The sequence below is a fragment of the Coprobacillus sp. AF33-1AC genome, from assembly GCF_003475785.1.
Taxonomy (GTDB): Bacteria; Bacillota_I; Bacilli_A; order Erysipelotrichales; family Coprobacillaceae; genus Faecalibacillus.
The window spans coordinates 21,420-38,139 of the sequence record NZ_QRQB01000025.1 but is presented as its reverse complement, the minus strand read 5'-3'; the positions used below and the strand labels follow the sequence as shown (position 1 = coordinate 38,139).

The window sequence follows — 16,720 nt, the reverse complement described above, 5'->3', positions numbered from 1 at the left end:
CTTGACCAGTGCCCATTTATAATATCATCTCATTCTTTTGAAGTCAATAAAAAAATGGATGAAATTTTGAATATTTCATCCATTTATGTTTTTGTCCGTATTAATATCCTGGTTTACCAAGTAATTTGAACATATTCTTTTTATAAACTTCAACACCTGGTTGATTGAAAGGGTTCACTCCTAATAAGTATACAGACATAGCACATGACATTTCGAAGAAATAAACCATATAACCAAATCCATATGCATCCATTTTATCTAAAGTGATAAGAATATTAGGAACATTTCCAGTATTAACATGAGCATCAATAGTTCCTTCACATGCTTTTTTATTAACATAATCAACTGATTTACCAGCAAGATAATTTAAACCATCTAAATCATCTGGATCGCTTGGAATAACAATATCTCCGTTTGGTTCTTTAACTTGGAAAATTGTTTCATATAATACTTTTGATCCTTCTTGAATGAATTGTCCTAATGAATGTAAATCTGTAGAGAATACAGCACTATGAGGTAAAATACCTTTATTTTCTTTTCCTTCTGATTCCCCATATAATTGTTTCCACCATTCAGCTACATTATTTAATTGTAATTCATAAGTTACAAACATTTCAGCAGGATAACCAGCTTTGTTTAAAATTTGTCTTGCTACTCCATAACGATAAGCATCATTTGTTTCGATGTTTGCATCATTATATTTAACCATCGCATCTTTAGCACCTTTTAACATTTGGTCAATGTCGATTCCAGCCATGGCGATTGGGAATAATCCTACTGCTGTTAAAACAGAATAACGTCCACCAACATCATCAGGTACAACAAAAGTAACATATCCTTCATCAGTTGCTAATTTTTTAAGAGCACCTTTTTCTTTATCTGTTGTTGCAACGATTCTTTCACGTGCACCTTCTTTACCATATTTCTTTTCACACATTTCTTTAAAAATTCTAAAAGAAATAGAAGTTTCAGTAGTTGTTCCTGATTTAGAAATAACATTAATTGCAAAATCTTTGTCTTCAACATATTTTGCTACTTGTTTGATATAATTTGATGAAAAAGTATTTCCAACATAAATAATTTCAACTTTGTCATCTGAATATAGACCGTTGATTGCTTCAATTGCAGCACGTGCTCCTAAATAAGATCCTCCAATACCGCAAACTAATAATACATCTACTTTTTCTCTTAATTTAGCTGCAGTTTCTTTAATTAATTCAACTTCAGCTTTATCATGGTTTTCAGGTAATTCTACCCATCCTAAAAAGTCATTACCTGCACCAGTTTTGTTTTGAATCATATCATGAATTTCAGCAACTTTATCTTTGTATGATTCTAAATCTTCAGTTAGTTTTGCTTTTGATAAATCTAAGGTAATCATTTAATTTTCCTCCATTACACCTTGTTTAAGCCACTTGTCCATTGCTTGCTCTAAAGGCGAAAATCCTTTAGGCGTTTCTGTGATTAATTTGCGTGGATTTTTATAGTAGATACGTTTATCACGTCTACGATAACGATGATCAATTGCTTTTAAACTCAATTTAGCATGGTTTGTTGCATTATCAAAATCGATAATTTTCACTTTGACTGATTCCCCAACATGAACGTAACTATCAATATTTCTAACAAATTTATCAGATATCTCTGATATATGAATTAAACCAGTAGAATTATCTGGTAATAATGCAAATGCTCCATATGGTTGAATACCAGTTATTTTTACATCTATGATATCACCACATTTTATGTTTTTTGCCATTGACCTCACTCCTTGCGAGGTCATTATAACACAAAATATAGGCATATTAAATTGGTTAATGAAAAATATTTTCATTCAATTTATAATAGGAATAAGGCTAAAAAAATAATTTTAGGAGATAATAAAACAAAATAATTGTAAAAAGTTATAAATTGAATTAAAGTATAATAGTATAAAGAATTAAGGAGTAAGAAAAAATGGATAAAACTGTAGAAGAAATTAAGAAAGTCATTGAAAAATTAAGACCTTATCTTCAAAGAGATGGGGGAGATATTGAATATGTAGATTTCAAAGATGGAATTGTTTTTGTAAAAATGTTAGGTGCATGTGCAGGCTGTACTATGTTGGATGACACATTAAAAGATGGGGTGGAACAAATTTTAATGGAAGAAGTTCCAGGTGTTTTAGAAGTACAAAATGTAGCTCATAATGATTTATTATAATAAGGAATAAAATTGATACAATAATAAGATTAAATGTATTGATAATCATGCTATAATGTTAGTGGTTATTTCTCTTGCATTTAATCTTATTTTGTAATATTATGTTTTTGTTGAATTTTTGATATATTTTATAGCTTATAAGTAAAAGATATTTATAGGTGATGATTTATGGATGAAAGGAAACAAAATCAAATTAAGATAGCTCATATTTTACAAGACATTGGTTTAAATGATGAGCTTATTGAAAAAATAACAAGTTTAAAAAAAGAAGATTATCAATAAAAAAGACTCTTATTAAGAACCACGAGATGAAGATCGATGATGTGGTGGCAACCCTATTGTTTAGAAGGTGCCTTACTTAGCAAGTTTATCTTGAACAATAAGAGAAAGCTTCCTAACTGCTTTCTCTTTAGGAAGCTTTTTTATTTATAATGATGGAGGAAGAAATGAAAGAAAGAGTATTATTTACATCAGAATCAGTATCAGAAGGGCATCCAGATAAAGTATGTGATCAAATAAGTGATGCAATTCTAGATGAATGTTTAAAGCAAGATCCTCATTCACGCGTTGCCTGTGAATGTTTTGCTACAACAAATTTAATTGTCATTGGTGGAGAAATCACGACATCTGCTAAGGTTGATTATGAAAATGTAGCAAGGGATGTTTTAAAGAAAATAGGTTATGACAGTGAAGATAAAGGAATGGATTATCATACATGTCAAATTAATGTTGTTTTAGATACCCAATCAAGTGATATTGCTTTAGGAACAAATGAAGAAGTTGGGGGAGCAGGGGATCAAGGAATTATGTTTGGTTTTGCTTCTAAAGAAACAGAAGGATATATGCCTTTAGCTATTTCTATTGCTCATCACTTAGTACGCTATGCTACTGAAAAAAGACATTCTGGAGAATTCAAATGGGCACGTCCTGATATGAAAGCACAAGTAACTATTGATTATACAAATCCACAACCACGTATTGATACAATTCTTATGTCAATTCAACATGACCCGGATTTTGATGAAGTTGCATTTAAAAAATATATTAAAGAAGAAATTATGGATGCTGTTGTAGAAAAATATTACTTAAATACAGATTATAAGGTACTTATTAATCCAACAGGTCGTTTTGTCATTGGTGGACCTCATGGTGATACAGGATTAACAGGAAGAAAGATTATTGTTGATACATATGGAGGATATGCACGCCATGGTGGAGGTGCTTTCTCTGGTAAAGATCCATCAAAAGTAGACCGTTCAGCAGCTTATATGGCAAGATATATTGCTAAAAATATTGTTGCTGCAGGAATGTGTGATAAAATTGAAATTCAATTATCTTATGCTATTGGTGTAAAAGAACCAACTTCTGTTTTCATTGATACATTTGAAACAGAAAAAGTAAGTCATGCTGTTATTCTATCAGCTATTAAAAATGAATTTGATTTAACACCTGGAGGTATTATTAATACTTTAAATTTAAAGGCACCTATTTATAGTAATACGGCAACATATGGACACTTTGGACGAGGTGATTTAAATTTACCTTGGGAAAAATTAGATAAGGTAGAAATATTAAAAAAATATTTAGGATAAAAAAACTTGGTTATATCAAGTTTTTTTTCTTTTAACGCTTATTCGAAGTAAAAATTAAGGGTTTACAGTATGATTTTAGATAGATTTATTGTATAATATACTTATAGAAAAGGAGGAATTCTTATGAAAATTTCAGTAAGAGGAAAAAACGTAGAAATCACTGAAGCAATTGAAAAGAGGGTGGCAGATAAGTTATCTAAATTAGATAAATACTTCATTGTAAGTGATAACGTTGAAGCAAAAGTATTAGTCAGAACTTATCCTTATGGACAAAAAATTGAAGTTACAATTCCTACTGAGTACGTACTTTTAAGAGCAGAGGTTGTTGATGAAGATTTATATAATGCAATCGATGCTGTAATTGACAAATTAGAAGGGCAAATTAGAAAATACAAGACAAGATTAAATAGAAAATCAAAAGATAATAAACTTGCATTTAATATGGCTTCTATTGAACCACTAGAAGAAGAGGAAGAAGATGTTTTAGTTAAAACGAAAACAATCAATCCAAAACCAATGGATATGGAAGAAGCTATTATGCAAATGGAATTAATTGGTCACTCATTCTTCGTATATCGTGATACAGAATCGAATTCTATTAGTATTGTATATCGTCGTCGTGATGGTGACTATGGTTTAATTGAAACAGAAGAATAACATAATAAAAATCACTAATCGTCAGATTAGTGATTTTTTACATATAAATCCCCTTGATAACAATCTAATTCTTTCATCTTTTTATCAATATCATTTAAGATAGTTACTTTTTTTATAGACCACATTGGAGCGATAAGATCATCCAATTTGCCATCACCAGTCAATCTTTCAATGATAATGTCTTCTCTTATATATCGAAGTTGTTCAACTACTAAATCTATGTATTCTTCTCTGGATAATATTTTGAATTTATTTTCTTTATAAATAGAAGCAAGCTTTGTGTTTTCTACAATATATAGCATATGTATTTTTAATGCTTGAATATCAAGTTGTCCAACAACCTTTGCGGTTTCAAGCATCATTTCTTTTGTTTCATAAGGAAGACCATTAATAATATGAACACATACTTCTAAATTATAATGTCTTAAAAGTTGAAGTCCATCTAAAAATTCTTGATAAGTATGTTGTCGGTTGATGAATTGACCAGTTTGGTCATGAATTGTTTGTAAGCCAAGCTCAATATAAATATCTTTATACTTTTTTAAAGAAGCAAGATATTCAACAATATCTTTAGATAGGCAATCTGGTCTTGTTGCAATTGCAATTTCTTTAACATTTTCCATGTCTAAAAAAGGCTCAATAGCCTTTTTTATTTTATCTAAAGGACCATACGTATTGGTGTTTGCTTGAAAATAAGCAATAAACTCACATCCCGGCCATTTTTGTGACATCATAGATGAAACATCATTAAATTGTGTTAATAAGTCATCTTGAATATGACCGGCATAATCTCCTGATCCACTGCTACTACAAAAGATGCAACCCCCGTATCCTTTAGAACCATCTCTGTTAGGACATGTAAAACCTGCATTTAAAGATACCTTGGCAATCTTTTTATGATAACGAGATTTTAAAAAATAATTGTATGTATAATATCTTTTATTATCATTACTATATTTAAATTTATTCATTTTATCACCAAGCATATTATAACATGAGGAGGGATGATATGGTGTTAGAAATAAAACATTTAACAAAGAAATTTGATGAGCAGTTTTTATTTGAAGATTTGACTATTAAGTTTCCAGAGACAGGGTTAATTGGGATTGTTGGAGAAAGTGGTTGTGGTAAATCTTCTTTGCTCAATATTTTAAGTGGTTTAGATCAAAAATATTTAGGAGATATATTTATTGATGGAAAAAATTTAAAAGAATTTGATGATTTAGGTCAATATCGTAAAGATTATATTTCTTTTGTTTATCAAAATTATCGATTATTTGAATATATGGATGTTTATCATAATTGTTTGGTTTATTGTTGGATAAAGGGGATTGATTATAATGAAAAAGAAGTTGAAAAGTTATTAACTTACTTTGAATTAAATGATGTCAAATATAAGAATGTACGAGATTTATCAGGTGGACAAAAACAACGTATAGCTTTTATTCGAGCTATTTTATGCCATTCTCCTATCATTTTTTTAGATGAGCCTACCGCATCATTAAACAAAGAAAATAAAATTCTTATTTTTCAATTTTTAAAAAAATATAGTCAGCGACATTTAATTGTTATGGTAAGCCATGATCAAAATTTATTATATCGTTATACTGATAAAATTATTGATTTTAATCACCTTCAATCACAATACATCTTTTTCAAACAAAAATATGGCTTTTATTATCCAAATACTAAAAATATCAAGTCGATGTTATATTATTTAATACAATTTTTAAAATATCAAAAGAAAAAGATTTTAATGATTCTATTATCACAAATTTTTATGATTGTTGCGATTACTTATATGATAACAGGATTACATGGAATGCAATTATACTATCGAAATCAGTATCTAGAAACAGTTAATCATAATCTTGTTATTATTACAAAAGAAGATCATGAAAAAATTTCTCAACAAGAAAGAAAAAAGTATCATTTTTTATCTTTATTATCATTAGAAGCAGGAAATATTGACAAATTACCGTCATTTCAAAGTGAACCGATACAAAATTTAAAAAGAAACCAAATCATTATCAATCGTTTTGCAGCTAAAAAAGGTTTCAAAAAAGGCTCTCAACTCATTTATTGCTATAACAACAAGAAATATCAATGGATTGTAAAGGATATTATTGATGACCATTTGAAAACACCAATGATTTATTATACCCCAATGCATATGCCAGCTTTGTTAAAAAAACAGTTACTTAATGATTATCAATGTTATTTTTATCCTCAACAAAGTGTTAAAAAGTATATTCAGAAATTACCACAACATTATCAAGGAATTTGTCTGGCTTTAGAAGAATATAAAAGTTATCAGGAAATGTTAAAGTTATTTCGATTTGTAGCAAGAATATTTATCACAATCAGTATCATAATTTCAATCATTTTGATTTTATTCATTGTATTAACCATTTTATTTGAACAACAAAAAGAATATGCCATGCTTTTAGCCAATGGTTTAACAACACGAGAAATGTACCAATTATTATTTAAAGAAATAAGTGGGCTGATAATCATAAATGGTATTTTTAGTAGTACCATGATGGTACTTGCTTATAATATTGGACAAATATTCAAATTTTCATCTCGTATTTTTAACATCAATCAATTATTTGTCTTACCAACATTATTTTACAATCAATATGATTTATACATTCTTTGCTTTATTACATATATATTTATAGGATTTGTTGTCTATTTGCTTGGAATTATACAATTAAAAAGAATAGATGTTGTTCAACTGTTAAAGGAGGAATAAAATGCTTGAAATTAGACATTTATATAAAGAATATGATGATATCATTATAGATGATTTAAACTATACTTTTTCTAGTAAAGGGATGTATGTTATTTTAGGTGAAAGTGGTTGTGGAAAGTCTACATTGTTACATATATTAGGAGGATTGGATGATAAGTATCAAGGAGAAGTTTTAATAAATCATCAAGATATACAAAAATGCAAACATTATCGAAGAAAATATATCAGTTTTTTATTTCAAAATTATAATTTGATTGAAAATATGACAGTTAAAGATAATTATCAAATTGTTAGATATTTAAAAAAATGTCTTTCTTTAAAAAAAGAAAAACACCTTATAGATGATTTAGGACTAAATGATTTAAAGAAAAGATATCTCTCTAAAGTATCTGGAGGACAAAAACAACGGATTGCGCTGGCAAGATCCATGTTAAGTCAAAGTCCTATTATTTTATGTGATGAACCAACAGGATCTTTAGATTTAAATAACAGTAAAATGATTTTTAAAATGTTATACGACTTATCTAAACAAGCATTGGTTATCGTTATTACTCATGATCAATATTTAGCCTATCAGTATCATGATGTTTTATTAAAGTTAGAACATGGAAAATTCAAAACATTAGATAAAAAAGAATTACATTTATATCAATTGACTCATGAAAAACTAAGAAAAAAGAGTTATATTCACTTGATTTATCAATATTTCAAGTCATCATTTCGTTTAAATACCATGATGACTTTTTTAGTTTCGTTATCTTTGATTTGTATATTAGCAACCTTTACTTTAAGTTCTAGTACCCGCATGCAATTAAAAAAACAAATTAATCAACTTATTCCAACGACTCAAATCAAAGTTACCAAAAAGAATAATGATTTTTTTTCGATAGATGATTTAAAAAAATTACAAACACATACCATAACGCAACGCTATCTAGAAAACAGTCAAGTAGAAATGCTAGGTGTTTCTATGTTATCTCAATATCAAGAACAAAAAACAATCTACATCGGGGATTGCACACAAAAAATAACGTCCAATATGCTAAAAAAAGGACGATTATATCGTAATAATAAGGAAATTGTTTTAAGCCAGTCAACATACCAGCATTTAAAGCGTCTTGCTCATCAAAACTTATTAAATAAAGAAATCTATATACATTATCAATATTATAATCAAATAAAAAGTATAAAAGTTAAAATAGTAGGTGTGAGTCAAGAAAATACATTACTTGATACTCTTTATTTTAAAGAAATGGCTAATATGGATCATATTAATGAATTATTTCAGTTGAGGAGGGGAAATATTGCTTTAGTATTTATTAATCAAGATAAAGATATTCATCAATTAGTAAAAGAATATAATGAGTTAAATTTTAAAAAAACTAATCAGCAAATAACCCGTACAATTGATCAACAAATAAATAAATTAGAGCTTATTTTATTATGCTTTAGTTTGTTGGCTATTGTTTCTTGCTGTTTTTTAATTGGTGAGATTTTATATCTTATTGTCATCAAAAAGGAACATTATTTTTCTATTTTACGTAGTTTGGGAGCCTCATTGCTACAAGTTATGCTATTAGTCTATTTTCAAGGCTTGATTATTATGAATGTAGCTTTTATAAATGCTTATTTATTTTTACAAATAACAAGTGAAAGTTTAAATGAAATGATTAGTCATTCTTTAGGACAATCATTACACTTACTTGTATTAGATAAGAAAAGTCTGATTATTGTATATGCTGTAGCATTTTTATTAACTTTTATAAGTAGTACCATTCCAGCGCTCAAAATTAAAAAGATGAATATTATTGATGGGTTAAAAGGAAAATAGTTTAATTTATATATTTCATTAAATAATCAATAAAAATCTTTTGAACAGGTTTTAGAATAGCTTGTCTTTTCCATATAATGTGCCATTTCAATTTTTCACTATTTTGTAGTGGAATTGTTGTGAGTTCTGGATGATAATTTAAATGTTTTAAGACTAAAGCATATCCCATTTTTTGTTTTACCATTAAAGATGCATTAAAAGATAAATTATAAGTAGAAACAATTTGTGAATCTTGAATATAGTGGGGTAAATAATGATCTTTTAAAGCTTGCTTAGAAACGATAAGAGGAAGATCTTTTAAATCATCTTCTTTAATCATATCTTTTAAAGCAAGAGAATCATCATATCTAGTAAGAATACAAAACTGGTCATAAGATGGCAAGGTATGATAATGATACTTTGCCTTATCAACATTATCAATGATAATACTAAAATCTACGAGACCTTGGTCAAGGAGGTCTTGTAAATCATCTTTCGTACCACTAATAATATGAAATTGAATATGAGGGTATTGCTTTTGAAGTTCTCTAATACATTTGAAAATAGGTTCTATACATATTGTTTCACCACTACCTATCACGATTTCGCCACTTAAGTTTTGATCATTCATTGTCATTTCTTTTAAGGTTTTGTCAGCAAGTTCAACTAATTCTTCGGCTCTTTTTTTTAAAAGATAACCATCATCAGTAAGTGTGATTTGTCGATTTCCTCTAATGAATAGTTGCTTACCCAATTCATCTTCTAATTCTTTTATTTGTCTTGATAAAGTAGGTTGGGTTAAGTGCAGTTTATTGGCAGCATGAGTGATACTTTGTTCCTCGATAACTGTTAAAAAATAACGCAAGACTCTTAATTCCATATTCATCACCTCAACATGAGTTTATCATATTTTATATATAGATAAAAGGCATGGGAACACATTTAATATAAGTATTTGTTATTTTAAACATAATGATTAAAATAACAGTTGAGGAGGGATAGATATGACGATATCAAAAGATTTTTTATGGGGTGGTGCTGTAGCCGCTCATCAAATTGAAGGTGGTTAGAATGAAGGTGGTAAAGGAATAAGTATTGCTGATGTGATGACTGCTGGAAAACATGGCGTAGAAAGAAAAATTACGGATGGTATTTTAGATGGAGAAAATTATCCTAATCATGAAGCAATCGATTTTTATCATCATTATAAAGAGGATGTAGTTATGTTTAAGGAACTTGGTTTAAAGTGTTTTAGAACATCAATTGCGTGGACTCGTATTTTTCCTTTAGGGGATGAATTAGAACCTAATGAAGCTGGGTTACAGTTTTATGATGATCTATTTGATGAATTACTAAAGAATGGAATAGAACCAGTTATTACATTAAGTCATTTTGAAATGCCTTATCATTTAGTAAAAAAATATGGTGGTTGGCGTAATCGTAAGTTAATTACATTTTTTAAAAATTACGCAACAGTATGCTTCAAAAGATATAAAGATAAAGTGAAATATTGGATGACGTTTAATGAAATTAATAATCAAGTTCATTATCAAAGAGATTTTTCTGTTTTTACAAATTCAGGAATTATTTTTAAAGAAGGAGAAAATCGTGAAGAAATTGCAATTCAAGCTACGCATTATGAACTTGTTGCATCAGCTTTAGTGGTACAAATAGGGCATCAAATTAACCCTGAATTTCAAATTGGATGCATGTTAGGCGTTGTTCCTGTTTATCCTTATAGTTGCAATCCTGAAGATATGCTGTCAGCTACTAAAGCTATGCAGATTAGAAATGGATGGTATTTAGACGTTCATTGCCGAGGTCAATATCCTAGATATATGGAAAAGTATATTGAAAGAAAAGGATTTGTTTTAGATAGAACAGACGAAGATTTTAAAATCCTACAACAAGGAACCGTAGATTATATTGGTTTTAGCTATTACTTTACATTTGTTAATAAGGCCCATCATAATGCACCTAACTTTGATTACAATGAACATACAGACAAAGTGAAAAATGAATATGTTCAAGCAAGTGATTGGGGATGGCAAATTGATCCGTTGGGGTTACGTTATGATCTAAATTGGCTTTATGATCATTATCAACTTCCTTTATTTATTGTTGAAAATGGCTTGGGTGCGGTTGATGAGATAAGTAATCAACAAATTCAAGATGATTATCGTATCGAATATTTAAAAGCACATATTCAAGCAATGAAAGACGCTATTGAAATTGATGGGGTTGAAGTAATGGGTTATACCCCTTGGGGAATTATTGATCTTGTTTCAGCAGGAACAGGAGAAATGAAAAAACGTTATGGTTTGATTTATGTAGATAAAGATAATAACGGAAATGGAACTTTAAAGAGAATGAAAAAGAAATCATTTGATTGGTATAAGCAAGTGATCGAAAGTCAAGGAGAGATATTATAATGAAAAGAAATTTAGGTTATGCAGAAATATTAGGTATTGGAGATGAAAATGTAAAATATAATAAATATTTTACAGGAACAAGTTATTTACAAAGATTAACAACAGAAGGATTACATATATCACAAGTCACATTTGAATCAGGTTGTCGTAATTTTTGGCATATTCACCATAAAGGTGGACAAATCTTAATTGTAACCGGTGGTCATGGTTGGTATCAAGAAGAAGGAAAAGAAGCGATTGCTTTAAAAGAGGGGGATGTTGTGAATATTCCTCCAGAAATCAAACATTGGCATGGAGCAAGCAAAGATAGCTGGTTTTCACATATCTGTTTAGGTGTTCCAGCAAAAGATAGTTCAAATGAATGGTGTGAACCGGTAAGTGATGAAGACTATATGAAAGTTGGATGTTAAAGTGAAAAATATATTAGTTATTGTTGGTAGTGGTATGAAAAATGGAAATACCTATCATTTGGCTAAAAGCTTCGCAGATGGAGCAAAAGAAAAAGGTAACGAAGTGCATCTTGTATTATTAGGAAATAAAAATATACATGGTTGTATTAATTGTCAACAATGTCAAAGAGATCATCATTGTCATATTCAAGATGATATGCAAAATTTATACTCTTTATTTTTAAAATGCGATGTTTTAGTTTTTGCTTCACCTCTTTATTTTTGGTCCCTTTCTTCAATGGTTAAAGCATTTATCGATCGCCTATATGCTATTTCAACCCGTGACGAATATCCATTTAAAGAAACAGTATTATTAATGACTTGTGGTAGTAAAAGTAGTTATGCTTTTGATCAACCTTTAGCATTCTATCATTTTTTAAACAAGCAACTTAAGTGGAAAAGTTTAGGAGTAGTTTTAGCTGGAGGATGCAAAGGAAAAGTTGGCGAAAAACATCTTGATCAAGAAAAGTATAATGAAGCATATCGATTAGGAAATAGGATGGGATAAAATGAACGAATATATACAAATTAAAAATCAAGATAAAATAGTTATTTATAAGTTGAATCATAGTCAAGCAGCACGAGATTTAATAGCTCTCTTGCCACTTAATCAAGAAGTAGAAAACTATGCTCATAATGAAAAAATAACTTATCTGCCAAAAAAAATTAAAACTCAAAAGACACCACTAGCAAGTGGTGGGATAACAACATTAGCCTATTTTGAACCATGGCATAATCTGGTTTTTTATTATGATGATTTTGGACCTTATCCTGGCTTATATGAATTAGGTCAATTAGTAAAAGGACAGGAAAACATTAAAAAACTATCAGGAATGATAGAAATAAGTGAATATCATGAAGAAACTTCAATTGAAATTTAATTTATTATACGCTTTGAATACTGTTTTCTATTATGCTGGATATTGTATTGTTGTTGGCTATATTTCGGTTTATCTTTTAAGTCAAGGACTTTCCAATACAATGATTGGCATTGTTCTAGCAATGAGCCAAGTTTTATCTGTTTTATTACAACCGATATTGATAGATTATATAGAAAAGTATCAAAATGCAAAAGTAAAGAAAACGCTATTGTATTTAACGGGAACTGTTCTTATTTTTTCAATCATATTATTTTTATTTAATCAATATGCTATTGTTTTGATAGGGTGTGTTATTTTTGTGTTAGCAATAGTCATGGCTATGATGTCTTTAATGAATTCTTTGGCTTTTGAATATCAAGAAATTCATATTATTTATGGTGTCGCTAGAGGTTTAGGCTCACTTTCTTATGCACTAACATCATTAATGATAGGTTACTTGTTGAGTGTATATGATGTTTCTTTGTTACCTTTGTTATATGTTATTGATTTTGCTTTTTTAATGCTTATTTTAAAAAAATATCATTATACTGAGACAGTTCAAGAGTATCATCATAATCATCATCTAAAAGAATCAACAATCACTTTTTTAAAGAAATATAAGTTTTTTACTTGCTTTTTAGTGGGAATTATTTTGATTTTCTTTAATCATACTTTTATTAATCATTATTTAATTCAAATTATAAAAAACTTAGGTGGTGGGGCGTCACATATGTCAAAAGCAATATTTATTGCTTCAGTAGTAGAACTACCGATGATGTTTTTGTTTAATAAAATTAATAAAGTGATTAAAACGAATACATTAATGAAAATCTCTGTAAGCATGTTCTTCGTTAAACATTTACTTACATTTTTAGCCTCTAATATAGCAATCATTTATGTGGCTCAATGTGTACAAATTTTTGCGTATGCTTTATTTATTCCAGCATCGGTCTATTATGTACGAGATAATATCCAAAGTGAAGATCAATTAAAGGGACAAGCCCTAATAACAATGGCGATGACATTGGCTGGTATTTTTGCGGATTTGTGTGGTGGGATTCTCCTCGATGTGTTATCTGTAAAAACGGTATTGTTGATAGCAAGTTTAATTTCTTTAATTGGCTTAAGTATTGTTTTTGTAAGTGATAAGATAAAAAAGTTGGATTTGAATATATAAAAATCATATTGCATATTCATTAGGTTATGATATAATAAAAAAGATTTAGAAAATCTGTGATTAGGAGTATTAGCAAAGACATGATATTTAGAGAGTCAGTGGTTGGTGGAAACTGATTATGATGCTTGTGAACTCGCCTAGGAGATGCATTTATGAAATAGAAGTAGTAAATGACGTTAACTGCGTTAAAGTTTTGAGGTGCATGATAGTATATCATGAACTAAGGTGGTAACGCGATTAAAGTCGTCCTTAGATGGACGGCTTTTTATATTTTAAGGAGGAATAAAAGATGCCGTTTGATCACAAAAAAATAGAGCCTAAGTGGCAAAAATATTGGGATGAACATAAAATATTTAAAACTGACTGTTATGATGATAGTAAACCCAAATATTATTGTATGGATATGTTCCCATATCCTTCAGGAAATGGTTTACATGTAGGACATCCAGAAGGATATACTGCAACAGATATTGTATCAAGAATGAAAAGAATGCAAGGATATAATGTATTACATCCAATGGGATTTGATTCATTTGGATTACCAGCAGAACAATTTGCTATTCAAACAGGACACCATCCTGCTGAATTTACAAAGAAAAATATTGATGTATTTAGAAAACAAATCAAATCATTAGGTTTTTCTTATGATTGGGATCGTGAAATTGCAACAAGTGATCCAGAATACTATAAATGGACACAATGGATTTTTACCAAATTATATGATCAAGGATTAGCCTATATTGATGAAATTCCAGTTAACTGGTGTCCTGAATTAAAAGCTGTTTTAGCGAATGAAGAAGTTATTGATGGTAAAAGTGAACGTGGGGGATATCCGGTTATTCGTAAACCAATGAGACAATGGGTATTAAGAATTACTGAATATGCTGAAAGATTATTAGCTGATTTAGATGATTTAGATTGGCCAGAAGCAACAAAACAAATGCAACGTAATTGGATTGGAAAATCAATTGGTGCCAATGTTGATTTTAAAATTGATGGTACAAATAAAGTATTTACTGTCTTTACAACAAGATGTGATACATTATTTGGAGCAACATATTGCGTTATGGCTCCAGAACATCCTTATGTTGAAGAAATTACAACAGCAAGTCAAAAAGAAGCAGTAGAAGCTTATAAAAAAGCATGTGCAAGTAAATCGGATCTTGAAAGAACAGAATTGAATAAAGATAAAACAGGAGTCTTTACAGGAGCTTATGCAATTAATCCTGTTAATGATAAAAAAATTCCAATTTGGATTTCAGATTATGTACTTGCAAGCTATGGAACAGGAGCAATTATGGCGGTACCTGCACATGATGATCGTGACTGGGAATTTGCTAAGAAATTTGGTATTGATATTATTCCGGTACTAGAAGGTGGTAATGTTGAAGAAGCTGCTTATACTGAAGATGGCGTTCATATCAATTCAGAATGGCTAAATGGATTAGGAAAACAAGAAGCTATTGATAAAATGGTTGCTTGGTTAGAAGAAAATCACTGTGGTCAAAAGAAAATTTCTTATAAATTAAGAGACTGGTTATTCTCTAGACAACGTTATTGGGGTGAGCCAATTCCTATTGTACATATGGAAGATGGTTCAATGAGAACAGTTCCTCTTGATGAACTACCATTAGAATTACCAGCAACAAAGAATTTCCAACCTCATGCTAGTGGAGAATCACCATTAGCTAACTGTGAAGATTGGTTAGAAGTAGAAATCGATGGACAAAAGGGTCGCCGTGAAACAAATACCATGCCTCAATGGGCTGGATCTTGTTGGTATTATATTCGTTATATTGATCCACATAATAGTGAACAAATTTGTGATCCAAAACTATTAGAAAAATGGTTACCTGTTGATTTATATGTAGGTGGAGCAGAACATGCAGTTTTACATTTACTTTATTCTCGTTTCTGGCATAAAGTTTTATATGACTGTGGTGTTGTAAAATGTAAAGAACCTTGGCAACGTTTAGTACATCAAGGAATGATTCTTGGTGATAATAATGAAAAAATGTCAAAATCAAGAGGAAATGTCGTTAATCCAGATGATATTGTAGCTAGTCATGGAGCCGATTCACTTCGTTTATATGAAATGTTTATGGGACCACTTGAAGCCTCTCTTCCTTGGTCTACAAATGGATTAGATGGTTCACGTAAATGGTTAGATCGTGTTTATCGTTTATTTATTGAACAAGATAAATTAAGTGATGAAAATGATCATCACTTAGATCGTGTATATCATCAAACAGTAAAGAAAGTAACTGAAGATTTTGAAAAATTAGGTTTCAATACTGCTATTTCACAAATGATGATTTTCATTAATGAATGTTATAAAGCACCGACTGTTTATAAAGAATATGCATATAACTTTATTAAAATGCTTTCTTGTATTGCTCCACATATTTGTGAAGAAATGTGGCAATTATTAGGACATGATCAATCAATTGCTTATGAAGCATGGCCTACTTATGATGAAAAAATGTTAGTAAGCGATACTGTACAAATGGGTATTCAAGTTAATGGGAAATTAAGAGCTAAAATTGAAGTGGCTAAGGATGCTGATGATGAAACAGTTAAAGAATTAGCGTTTGCTCAAGAAAATGTACAAGCACATACTCAAGATAAAAATATTGTCAAAGTTATAGTAGTAAAAAATAAAATTGTAAACATTGTTGTTAAATAGAATGCAAAGTAGTCATACCAGTAAAATATCTTTTATTGGTTGACTACTTTTTTATATAGCTAGAGTGATATATACGCAATTTATTATAGATGGTTTA

At 29.4% G+C, this 16,720-nt stretch carries 14 protein-coding genes, 1 pseudogene, 1 riboswitch and 1 other annotated feature; of the genes and pseudogenes, 11 read left to right on the top strand and 4 right to left on the bottom strand.

What is annotated here, in order from left to right:
• Nucleotides 1-100: 100 nt before the first annotated feature.
• Nucleotides 101-1,381, bottom strand: a complete 1,281-nt coding sequence (locus DWZ53_RS09290; RefSeq protein WP_118433776.1) for a glucose-6-phosphate isomerase — start codon at nt 1,379-1,381, stop codon at nt 101-103.
• Nucleotides 1,382-1,759 (bottom strand): CvfD/Ygs/GSP13 family RNA-binding post-transcriptional regulator, encoded by a 378-nt coding sequence (locus tag DWZ53_RS09285; RefSeq protein WP_118433774.1) that lies wholly within the window; start codon nt 1,757-1,759, stop codon nt 1,382-1,384.
• A 197-nt stretch (nt 1,760-1,956) separates the two neighbouring features.
• On the opposite strand from DWZ53_RS09285, the gene DWZ53_RS09280 reads away from it, so the two are divergent.
• The 3 genes from DWZ53_RS09280 to hpf all read left to right on the top strand — a co-directional run bounded on the left by DWZ53_RS09280 (nt 1,957) and on the right by hpf (nt 4,451).
• Nucleotides 1,957-2,202, top strand: a complete 246-nt coding sequence (locus DWZ53_RS09280; RefSeq protein WP_118433772.1) for a NifU family protein — start codon at nt 1,957-1,959, stop codon at nt 2,200-2,202.
• Between the two features lie 288 nt (nt 2,203-2,490).
• Nucleotides 2,491-2,588: riboswitch (SAM riboswitch) on the top strand.
• Between the two features lie 60 nt (nt 2,589-2,648).
• Nucleotides 2,649-3,794, top strand: a complete 1,146-nt coding sequence (gene metK, locus DWZ53_RS09275; protein ID WP_118433770.1) for a methionine adenosyltransferase — start codon at nt 2,649-2,651, stop codon at nt 3,792-3,794.
• A 123-nt stretch (nt 3,795-3,917) separates the two neighbouring features.
• Nucleotides 3,918-4,451: a ribosome hibernation-promoting factor, HPF/YfiA family gene (hpf, locus tag DWZ53_RS09270; RefSeq protein ID WP_118433768.1), complete on the top strand. Its 534-nt coding sequence runs from the start codon at nt 3,918-3,920 to the stop codon at nt 4,449-4,451.
• 26 nt (nt 4,452-4,477) lie between these two features.
• Here hpf and DWZ53_RS09265 read toward each other — a convergent pair whose 3' ends face one another.
• A complete protein-coding gene (locus tag DWZ53_RS09265) occupies nt 4,478-5,422 on the bottom strand; it encodes a TIGR01212 family radical SAM protein (protein ID WP_118433766.1) in 945 nt (314 codons plus the stop codon).
• Between the two features lie 38 nt (nt 5,423-5,460).
• On the opposite strand from DWZ53_RS09265, the gene DWZ53_RS09260 reads away from it, so the two are divergent.
• Complete coding sequence (locus tag DWZ53_RS09260) at nt 5,461-7,209, top strand: ABC transporter ATP-binding protein (RefSeq protein WP_158568237.1); 1,749 nt, start codon at nt 5,461-5,463, stop codon at nt 7,207-7,209.
• A 1-nt stretch (nt 7,210) separates the two neighbouring features.
• Nucleotides 7,211-9,040: an ATP-binding cassette domain-containing protein gene (locus DWZ53_RS09255; protein WP_118433762.1), complete on the top strand. Its 1,830-nt coding sequence runs from the start codon at nt 7,211-7,213 to the stop codon at nt 9,038-9,040.
• A 1-nt stretch (nt 9,041) separates the two neighbouring features.
• Here DWZ53_RS09255 and DWZ53_RS09250 read toward each other — a convergent pair whose 3' ends face one another.
• Nucleotides 9,042-9,899 (bottom strand): LysR family transcriptional regulator, encoded by an 858-nt coding sequence (locus DWZ53_RS09250; RefSeq protein ID WP_158568235.1) that lies wholly within the window; start codon nt 9,897-9,899, stop codon nt 9,042-9,044.
• 124 nt (nt 9,900-10,023) lie between these two features.
• Here DWZ53_RS09250 and DWZ53_RS09245 point away from each other — a divergent pair.
• The 6 genes and pseudogenes from DWZ53_RS09245 to leuS all read left to right on the top strand — a co-directional run bounded on the left by DWZ53_RS09245 (nt 10,024) and on the right by leuS (nt 16,623).
• Nucleotides 10,024-11,451, top strand: a pseudogene (locus DWZ53_RS09245) (6-phospho-beta-glucosidase).
• Nucleotides 11,451-11,861, top strand: a complete 411-nt coding sequence (locus tag DWZ53_RS09240) for a cupin domain-containing protein (RefSeq protein ID WP_118433758.1) — start codon at nt 11,451-11,453, stop codon at nt 11,859-11,861. The pseudogene DWZ53_RS09245 and the gene DWZ53_RS09240 overlap by 1 nt, the downstream one beginning before the upstream one ends.
• A gap of 1 nt (nt 11,862) precedes the next feature.
• Nucleotides 11,863-12,408: a flavodoxin family protein gene (locus DWZ53_RS09235; RefSeq protein ID WP_118433756.1), complete on the top strand. Its 546-nt coding sequence runs from the start codon at nt 11,863-11,865 to the stop codon at nt 12,406-12,408.
• Between the two features lies 1 nt (nt 12,409).
• Nucleotides 12,410-12,781, top strand: a complete 372-nt coding sequence (locus DWZ53_RS09230) for a cyclophilin-like fold protein (RefSeq protein WP_118433754.1) — start codon at nt 12,410-12,412, stop codon at nt 12,779-12,781.
• Complete coding sequence (locus tag DWZ53_RS09225; RefSeq protein ID WP_118433752.1) at nt 12,756-13,937, top strand: MFS transporter; 1,182 nt, start codon at nt 12,756-12,758, stop codon at nt 13,935-13,937. The genes DWZ53_RS09230 and DWZ53_RS09225 overlap by 26 nt, the downstream gene beginning before the upstream one ends.
• Nucleotides 13,938-13,984: 47 nt before the next feature.
• Nucleotides 13,985-14,191: a binding site (T-box leader), on the top strand.
• A 35-nt stretch (nt 14,192-14,226) separates the two neighbouring features.
• Nucleotides 14,227-16,623 carry a leucine--tRNA ligase gene (gene leuS, locus DWZ53_RS09220; protein ID WP_118433750.1) on the top strand — a complete coding sequence of 799 codons (2,397 nt, stop codon included), beginning with the start codon at nt 14,227-14,229 and terminating at the stop codon, nt 16,621-16,623.
• The last annotated feature ends 97 nt before the right edge of the window (nt 16,624-16,720 follow it).

Coding starts and splice junctions, on each gene's coding strand:
- DWZ53_RS09290 (WP_118433776.1), bottom strand. CDS start 1,381: ATGATTACCTTAGATTTATCAAAAGCAAAACTAACTGAAGATTTAGAA.
- DWZ53_RS09285 (WP_118433774.1), bottom strand. CDS start 1,759: ATGGCAAAAAACATAAAATGTGGTGATATCATAGATGTAAAAATAACT.
- DWZ53_RS09280 (WP_118433772.1), top strand. CDS start 1,957: ATGGATAAAACTGTAGAAGAAATTAAGAAAGTCATTGAAAAATTAAGA.
- metK (WP_118433770.1), top strand. CDS start 2,649: ATGAAAGAAAGAGTATTATTTACATCAGAATCAGTATCAGAAGGGCAT.
- hpf (WP_118433768.1), top strand. CDS start 3,918: ATGAAAATTTCAGTAAGAGGAAAAAACGTAGAAATCACTGAAGCAATT.
- DWZ53_RS09265 (WP_118433766.1), bottom strand. CDS start 5,422: ATGAATAAATTTAAATATAGTAATGATAATAAAAGATATTATACATAC.
- DWZ53_RS09260 (WP_158568237.1), top strand. CDS start 5,461: ATGGTGTTAGAAATAAAACATTTAACAAAGAAATTTGATGAGCAGTTT.
- DWZ53_RS09255 (WP_118433762.1), top strand. CDS start 7,211: ATGCTTGAAATTAGACATTTATATAAAGAATATGATGATATCATTATA.
- DWZ53_RS09250 (WP_158568235.1), bottom strand. CDS start 9,899: ATGGAATTAAGAGTCTTGCGTTATTTTTTAACAGTTATCGAGGAACAA.
- DWZ53_RS09240 (WP_118433758.1), top strand. CDS start 11,451: ATGAAAAGAAATTTAGGTTATGCAGAAATATTAGGTATTGGAGATGAA.
- DWZ53_RS09230 (WP_118433754.1), top strand. CDS start 12,410: ATGAACGAATATATACAAATTAAAAATCAAGATAAAATAGTTATTTAT.
- DWZ53_RS09225 (WP_118433752.1), top strand. CDS start 12,756: ATGAAGAAACTTCAATTGAAATTTAATTTATTATACGCTTTGAATACT.
- leuS (WP_118433750.1), top strand. CDS start 14,227: ATGCCGTTTGATCACAAAAAAATAGAGCCTAAGTGGCAAAAATATTGG.